At 68.2% G+C, this 6,836-nt stretch carries 7 protein-coding genes and 1 pseudogene; 7 read left to right on the plus strand and 1 reads right to left on the minus strand.

Going from position 1 to position 6,836, the window contains the following annotated elements; genetic code table 11:
* Window positions 1-39 precede the first annotated feature (39 nt).
* Together Y710_RS13475 and Y710_RS13480 are read left to right on the plus strand one after the other, a co-directional pair.
* Window positions 40-1,290: an alanine racemase gene (locus Y710_RS13475; protein WP_045539187.1), complete on the plus strand. Its 1,251-nt coding sequence runs from the start codon at window positions 40-42 to the stop codon at window positions 1,288-1,290.
* Window positions 1,287-2,606: a D-arabinono-1,4-lactone oxidase gene (locus Y710_RS13480; RefSeq protein ID WP_045539188.1), complete on the plus strand. Its 1,320-nt coding sequence runs from the start codon at window positions 1,287-1,289 to the stop codon at window positions 2,604-2,606. The genes Y710_RS13475 and Y710_RS13480 overlap by 4 nt, the downstream gene beginning before the upstream one ends.
* 16 nt (window positions 2,607-2,622) lie before the next feature.
* Here the strand turns inward: Y710_RS13480 and Y710_RS13485 are convergent, their stop codons facing one another.
* Entirely contained in the window at window positions 2,623-3,354 is a 732-nt protein-coding gene (locus tag Y710_RS13485) for an enoyl-CoA hydratase (protein ID WP_045539190.1), read from the minus strand.
* 97 nt (window positions 3,355-3,451) lie between these two features.
* Here Y710_RS13485 and Y710_RS13490 point away from each other — a divergent pair, with 97 nt between their 5' ends.
* The 5 genes and pseudogenes from Y710_RS13490 to Y710_RS13510 all read left to right on the plus strand — a co-directional run.
* Window positions 3,452-3,724, plus strand: coding sequence for a helix-turn-helix transcriptional regulator (locus tag Y710_RS13490; protein ID WP_006894618.1), 273 nt, complete (start codon window positions 3,452-3,454; stop codon window positions 3,722-3,724).
* Window positions 3,717-4,292: a hypothetical protein gene (locus Y710_RS13495; RefSeq protein ID WP_006894616.1), complete on the plus strand. Its 576-nt coding sequence runs from the start codon at window positions 3,717-3,719 to the stop codon at window positions 4,290-4,292. Before Y710_RS13490 ends, Y710_RS13495 begins: the two co-directional genes overlap by 8 nt.
* A 9-nt stretch (window positions 4,293-4,301) precedes the next feature.
* Window positions 4,302-5,192: an ABC transporter ATP-binding protein gene (locus Y710_RS13500; RefSeq protein ID WP_006894615.1), complete on the plus strand. Its 891-nt coding sequence runs from the start codon at window positions 4,302-4,304 to the stop codon at window positions 5,190-5,192.
* Between the two features lie 4 nt (window positions 5,193-5,196).
* The gene (locus tag Y710_RS13505) at window positions 5,197-6,384 is read left to right on the plus strand and encodes an ABC transporter permease (RefSeq protein ID WP_045539191.1); all 1,188 of its coding nucleotides are present in this window, start codon (window positions 5,197-5,199) and stop codon (window positions 6,382-6,384) included.
* Window positions 6,385-6,514: 130 nt separating this feature from the next.
* Window positions 6,515-6,836 (plus strand): annotated as a pseudogene (locus Y710_RS13510) (HNH endonuclease); the annotation flags it as partial.

The raw sequence follows: 6,836 nt of genomic DNA on the forward strand, positions 1-6,836 counted from the left end.
GTCGAAACCGCCGGAGTTCTACACAAGGAGTGCCGCGCCATGCCGCCCACGCGAAGCCCGTACGTCACCGATCCCGCGGACTACTGGGGCGGGATCGACGACGCGGTGCGCCGCGCCGGACTCGACTCCCCTGTGCTCGCACTCGATCTCGGGGCACTCGAACACAACATCGCCGATCTGCGCGCCCGCGCCGGGGGCGTCCCGATCCGGGTGGCCAGCAAGTCGCTGCGTGTGCGCTCGGTCATCGACGACGTCCTCGGGCGCGACGGATTCGCCGGCGTCCTGGCCTACGACGTCGCCGAAGCGCACTGGCTGGCCACCGAATCCGGGATCACCGACGTACTCCTCGGGTACCCGACGGTCAGACGGGGCGCCCTGGAACGGCTGCTGGCCGACGAGACGGCGTGCGAGCGGGTGACCCTGCTCATCGACGACCCGGCTCAACTCGACATCGTCGACGACGTCGCCGCCGCAGGGCGGCGACCGGAGGTCCGGATCGCGATCGACCTCGACGCCTCCCTGCGCGCCGCCGCCGGCCACGTCCACGTCGGGGTCCGCCGCTCCCCCGTTCACACCGTGGAGCAGGCACGCTCCCTGGCGCGCACGGTCGTCGCGCGCGACGGGTTCCGTCTGGTGGGCGCGATGTCGTACGAAGCGCAGGTCGCGGGGGTCGGAAACGAGGTCGCGGGCAAGCTCCTGACCAACACCGCGGTGCAGACCATGCAGGCGGTGTCGATGCTGGAACTGCGGCGCCGCCGCGGAAAGGCGATCGCGGCGCTGCGCGAGGTGGCCGACCTGGAGTTCGTCAACGCCGGCGGCACCGGATCGCTGGAGGAGACGGCCAAGGACCGGGCGATCACCGACATCGCCGCGGGCAGCGGCTTCTTCGGCGGACATCTCTTCGACACGTACAGGCACTTCCGTCCGGCGCCCGCGCTGTCCTTCGGACTCGACGTTCTGCGCCGTCCCGACGACGAAATCGTGACATGTGCCGGGGGTGGATGGATCGCCTCCGGCCCCCCGGGACCCGACCGTCTCCCCAAGCCGGTCTGGCCCGCCGGCCTGCAGTTCATCGGCACCGAGGCCGCGGGCGAGGTGCAGACTCCGCTGCGCGGTTCGGCCGCACGGTCGCTGACGGTCGGCGATAGGGTGTGGTTCCGGCACACCAAGTCGGGTGAAGTGTGCGAGAGGTCGGAGTCGGTGGCCCTCATCGAACGAGACTCCGCCGGGCGTGCGGACGTCGTCGAGGTGGTTCCGACCTACCGTGGAGAAGGGAAGTGTTTCTTGTGAGCCGAGCGGCATCGGGTACGTGGACGAACTGGGGCGGGACCGCGCACTGCGCCCCCAGCAGGCTCGTCGTCCCGCAGAGCGTCGACGAACTGGCCGCCGCCGTCCGGGCCGCGGCCGAACGCGGTGAGACGGTGAAGCCGGTCGGCGCAGGCCACAGTTTCTCGGAGATCGCCGTCGCACCGGGCATCCAGATCGGCATGTCGGGATTCCAGGGCGTTCGCGCCGTCGACGCCGACCGCAAACGCATCACCCTCGGAGCCGGCACCCATCTGCACCAGATTCCGGCGATGCTCGAGCCGCTGGGTCTGGCGATGACCAATCTCGGCGACATCGACCGGCAGACGGTCTCCGGCGCCACGTCCACCGGCACACACGGCACGGGCGGGGCGTTCGGAGGCATCTCGACGCAGATCCGCGGCGTCACGCTGGTCGACGGAACCGGGCAGGTCCGCACCGTCGGCGAGGACGACCCCGACCTGAAGGCCGCAGCTCTCGGCCTCGGCGCACTCGGCGTGCTGACCGATGTCACGCTCCAGCTGGTGGACGCCTTCGCGATCGAAGCGGTGGAGGCACCCGCCGACGCGGACGAGACCATCGACGGCTTCCTCGATCGAGTCGCCTCCGTGGATCACTACGAGTTCTACTGGTTCCCGCACACCACCCGCACCCTCACCAAGACCAACACCCGGCTGCCCGCGGGCACCCCCGCGAACGGACCGTCCAAGATACGCCGCTACATCGACGACGAACTGCTCTCGAACGGGATGTTCCGGGTGCTGTGCACGCTCAGCGCCACCCAACCGCGCGTGGTCCCCGCGATCAATCAGGTGTCGGGGCGGGCGCTGTCGGCGCGCACATACACCGACCGCTCCGACAAGATCTTCATCTCCGCACGCAACGTTCGGTTCCGCGAGATGGAGTACGCGATCCCCCTCGAAGCGGTACCGGAGGCGCTGCGCGAACTGCGTGCCACCATCAACCGGCGCAGGCACAAGGTGAGCTTCCCGGTCGAGGTGCGCGCGGCCGCGGCCGACGACCTGATGCTCTCGACGGCGAGCGGCCGTGCATCGGGTTACATCGCGGTACACCGCTATCACCGCGACGACGTGCGCGACTCCGAGGCCTACTTCCGCGACGTCGAGGACATCATGGTCGCGCACGGCGGCCGGCCGCACTGGGGCAAGATGCACACCCGCGACGCGGAGTACCTCCGCAGTGTGTATCCCGAGTTCGACGACTTCCTCGCCGTCCGGAATCACTTCGATCCGAACCGCACCTTCGCGAACCCCTATCTGCGGCAGACCCTCGGCGACTGATCAGCGCCCCTGAAACTCAGCGTCCCCGAAAAACCGGGGCACGCTTCTCCGCCCGCGCGGCACGGGCCTCCTGAACGTCCTCGCTGAGCCACGCCGCGCGCATGGCGGCCGCTCGTTCCTCGGGCGCGTCGTCTCGCGCTCCGTCTCCGGTGAGCACGAGCTTGTAGTGCCGCAGGGTGAGCGGCGCGTACTCGGCGATCTCGGCGGCCCACTTCTGGGCGACGGCCAGATCACCGAACCTGTTGGCGAAGCCGAGCGTGAGGGCACGGTCCGACGAGAGCGGCTCGCAGCCGAGCAGCATCCCGCGCGCCTGGCCCGCACCCACCAGCGACACGAGCCTCCTGATGGTCCACTCGTCGACGGCGACGCCGATCTTTGCCGCCGGAATCCCCGCGAACGCCACATCGGCCATCACCCGGAGATCGGCCGCCATCGCCAGCTGCAATCCGGCTCCGAGCGCGGCGCCGTTCAGTGCGGCGATGACGGGGACGGGAGTCGATTCGATCTGCTCGATGAGTGCGACGAGCCGGTCCAGGAACGACTGGTCGTAGACGGGACCGGAGAGGTCGGCGCCAGCACTGAAGACATTGCCCCGACCGGTGAGCACGATGGCGCGGGCGCCGCCGTCGACCGCGGCCGTGAACGCCTCCGAGAGGCCCTGGACCATGTCCTGATCGAGGGCGTTCCGCTTCTCCTCGCGGGCGAGTTCGATGGTCGTCACGGATCCCACGGTGCTGCTCACAATCATGCGGGCATGCTATCCACCGCGCTTCAGCGGTGCCCTCCGGGCCCGACTTGATACTGAACCATTGACAATTTGTTGTGTTTTCCCAACACTGTGTTCTGTGAGTCCGATCAGGCGGGGACCCAAGCTCCCCATCTACAACCGCATCGCCGTTCTGCGCGCGGAGCGGAAGATGTCACGGGCGCAGTTGGCCGAACTGGTCGACATCAATGTTCAGTCGGTCGGCGCGCTGGAACGTGGCGACAACTATCCGAGCCTCGACCTGGCGTTCCGGATCTGCGACGTCTTCGGCCTGCCGGTCGAAGCGGTCTTCAGCCGGACCGAGTTCACCGCCATGTCGACGGAACTGTACGGGGGACCCGACCATGCATGACCCGAACTACGTGTTTCCAGACTCCGCCATCCCCGAATGGGTGCGGCGGTACAGCCGGTCGGCGGCGCGACGCCACGACACCTTCGTCCGAACCACCGGCACGTGGCTGCCCGGCCTTCGCAACCGCCGCGGCCGACGATTGCTGTCGTCGGTCCTGCTGATCCTGCTCTGCGTGGTGGTGATCTCCTCGATCGCATCGTTCTGGGCGCCGCTGTGGTCGGCCGTGCCCTTCGCCATCGGCCTGGTGACCTCCCTCGTGGTGCTGATGATGCTGCGAGTGGTCACCGAATCCATCGCGGGCGCACCCGCCGACACCCTCGACGAGTTGCAGCTGACTCAGCGCAACGCCGCCCGCGCGCTCAGCTACAACCTGCTCCTGCCGCCGATGATGGTCGTCTACGCCATCCTCATCGTCCTCGGCTACCGCGACTACGTCTCCGGTGAGACCGTCATGTCGATCGCGTGGCTGCTGATCGCGTCCGTGTACGCGCTCTCCTGCGTTCCGGACGTCCTCATGTCCTGGTGGATGCAGGACCCCGAACCCGAACACTCCAGCGACGAGATCTAGGAGATCCCCGTGCCACAAGCACTGAACATCAATCACCTCGCCAAGTCGTACGGCTCCGTGCGGGCGCTCGACGATGTCACCTTCTCCGTGGCGCCGGGCGAGATCTTCGGATTCGTCGGCAGCAACGGGGCAGGCAAGTCGACCACGATGCGCATCGTGCTCGGCGTGCTGGCCGCCGATTCCGGCGACGTGCGGCTCGGCGACGCGCCCATCGACTTCGACGGCCGCAAGCGGATCGGGTACATGCCCGAGGAGCGCGGTCTCTACCCGAAGATGAAGGTCGGCGATCAGCTCGCCTACCTCGCACGGCTGCACGGATTGTCGAAGTCCGAGGCCGCCGACGCGACCGAGAAGTGGACTCGCAGGCTGGGCATCCACGGTCGGCTCGGCGACCAGGTCAACGACCTCTCGCTCGGCAACCAACAGCGCGTGCAGCTGGCCGCCGCACTGGTGCACGACCCCGATTTGCTGGTGCTCGACGAGCCCTTCTCCGGGCTCGATCCGGTGGCCGTCGACGTGATGAGCGAAGTCCTCACCGACAAGGCCGCGCAGGGCATCCCGGTCATCTTCTCCTCGCACCAGCTCGACCTGGTGGAGCGTCTCTGCGACCGAGTCGGCGTCATCTCCGGCGGGGTGATGAAGGCACTCGGCACCGTCGACGACCTCCGTGCCCGCGACGGCCTTCGCTTGGAGGTGCGCGGCCCACGGTCGGAGACCCGCTGGGCCGACGGCCTGCCGGGCGTCACCGATGTGGAGTACCGCGACGCTTCGGCCGTGCTGCACATCGACCACGGAACCGACGACCAGCAGATTCTCACCGCCGCGATGGCCGCCGGCCCAGTGCACCGGTTCGCCACCACCGCCCCTTCCCTGACCGAGCTGTTCCGAGAGTTGGTGTGACGAAATGAATTCCACGTTGAACAACATCAAGCTCGTCGCCGGGCGCGAGATCAACACCCGCGCGCGCGAGAAGTCGTTCATCATCTCGACCGGCGTGATGATGGCGGTGATCATCATCGGCGCCATCGTCTGGTCCGCACTGTCCGGCGGCGACAGCGTCGACAAGGTCGGGATCGTCGGCGCAGACGCCGGACTGTCGGCGACCATCGAGTCCGGCGGAGACGCCGCCGGACAGCGGATCGAGACCGAAGTGCTGCCGAACGCCGACGCGGCGCGGTCGGCCGTCGGCGACGGGGATCTGGCCGCGGCTCTCATCGTCACCGGACCCGGTGCCTACACCGCCGTCAGCAAGAACGGCATGGATCCGACGATCGAGGGCGTCCTGCGCGGTGCCGTCGCCCAGCGAGATCTGTCGGAGGCGCTGTCCGCCCGCGGCGTCGACGCCGCCTCGCTGCCGCAGCCTCGTTTCACGCTGGACCGGACGCAGGCCGAGAAGCCCGACGAGGCGCAGCGTGTGACCGTCGCCCTGATCGGATCGATCCTGCTGATCATGACGATCATGATGGGCGGGCTGATGGTGGCAGTGGGCGTGGTGGAGGAGAAGTCGTCGCGCATCGTCGAACTGCTGCTGTCGGCCGTGCGTCCGCTCCAGCTGCTCTGGGGCAAGATCCTCGGTATCGGCGCCATCTCTCTGGCACAGGTGGTGCTGATCGGAGCGACCGCGCTCATCGCGGGCCGCGCCACCGGGCTCCTCACCCTGACCGGCACCGCGACCACCGTCTTCGCCGCCGTGATCGCGTGGTTCCTGCTCGGATTCCTCTTCTTCGCCGCGCTCTATGCGGCCACCGGCGCGATGGTGAGCCGGCAGGAGGAATTGAACTCCAGTTCGGCACCGCTGACGATCCTCGTGCTCGCCGCACTGTACTCCGGCACCTTCGGCATCCAGGCACTCGATTCCACGCTGATTCAGACGCTCAGTTGGATCCCGCCGTTCAGCGCAGTGCTGATGCCCATCCGCATCGCGACCGGAGACACCGATCCGGGGCAGGTGATCGGCACCTTCGCCATCATGGTCGCCGCCTGCCTGCTCGCCGTCTGGGTCGCATCGCGGATCTACACGCGGTCGATCCTGCGCACCGGCAGTCGCATCAAATGGGGTGAGGTGGCCGCGATGGTGTCGGGCCGGAAGTGAGCCGAGGCTGCGCGCCCGGCTTGAGCAGCAGAGGTTGCCAGAGGTTTTGTCAGAGGGCGGCGGTAGAGTTCGAACATAGAAACACACCAGAAGTGTTCTCGGGCACTGTGCAGGTGGAGGGGTGGGTTCGATGGGCGCGTCAGAAGTGCTGCTGCCGGACGACCCGGCCGCCCTCGCCCGCCTGTTGGAGGCTGCGGCGACCAAGTTCGCGTCCCTGCCGCTGTCCGCGGTGGCCGAAGACACCCTGCTGGAAACCGTCGAGACCCTCGAGCGCACGCATCGTCGTCTCGACGGTGTCGACGCGGCAGTGTTGGTGGAGGTCTCCGACCGGGCCGTGTATCGCAAAGCCGGGTACCTGTCGGTGCATCAGTATCTGGCGCAGGGGTTGCGGCTCGGTGACGGTGCCGCCCGCCGCCGGCGCGTCAGCGCCGCCGGGATCGGACGGTTCACCG

The organism is Gordonia sp. QH-12, assembly GCF_001578675.1.
Lineage (GTDB): Bacteria > Actinomycetota > Actinomycetes > Mycobacteriales > Mycobacteriaceae > Gordonia > Gordonia sihwensis.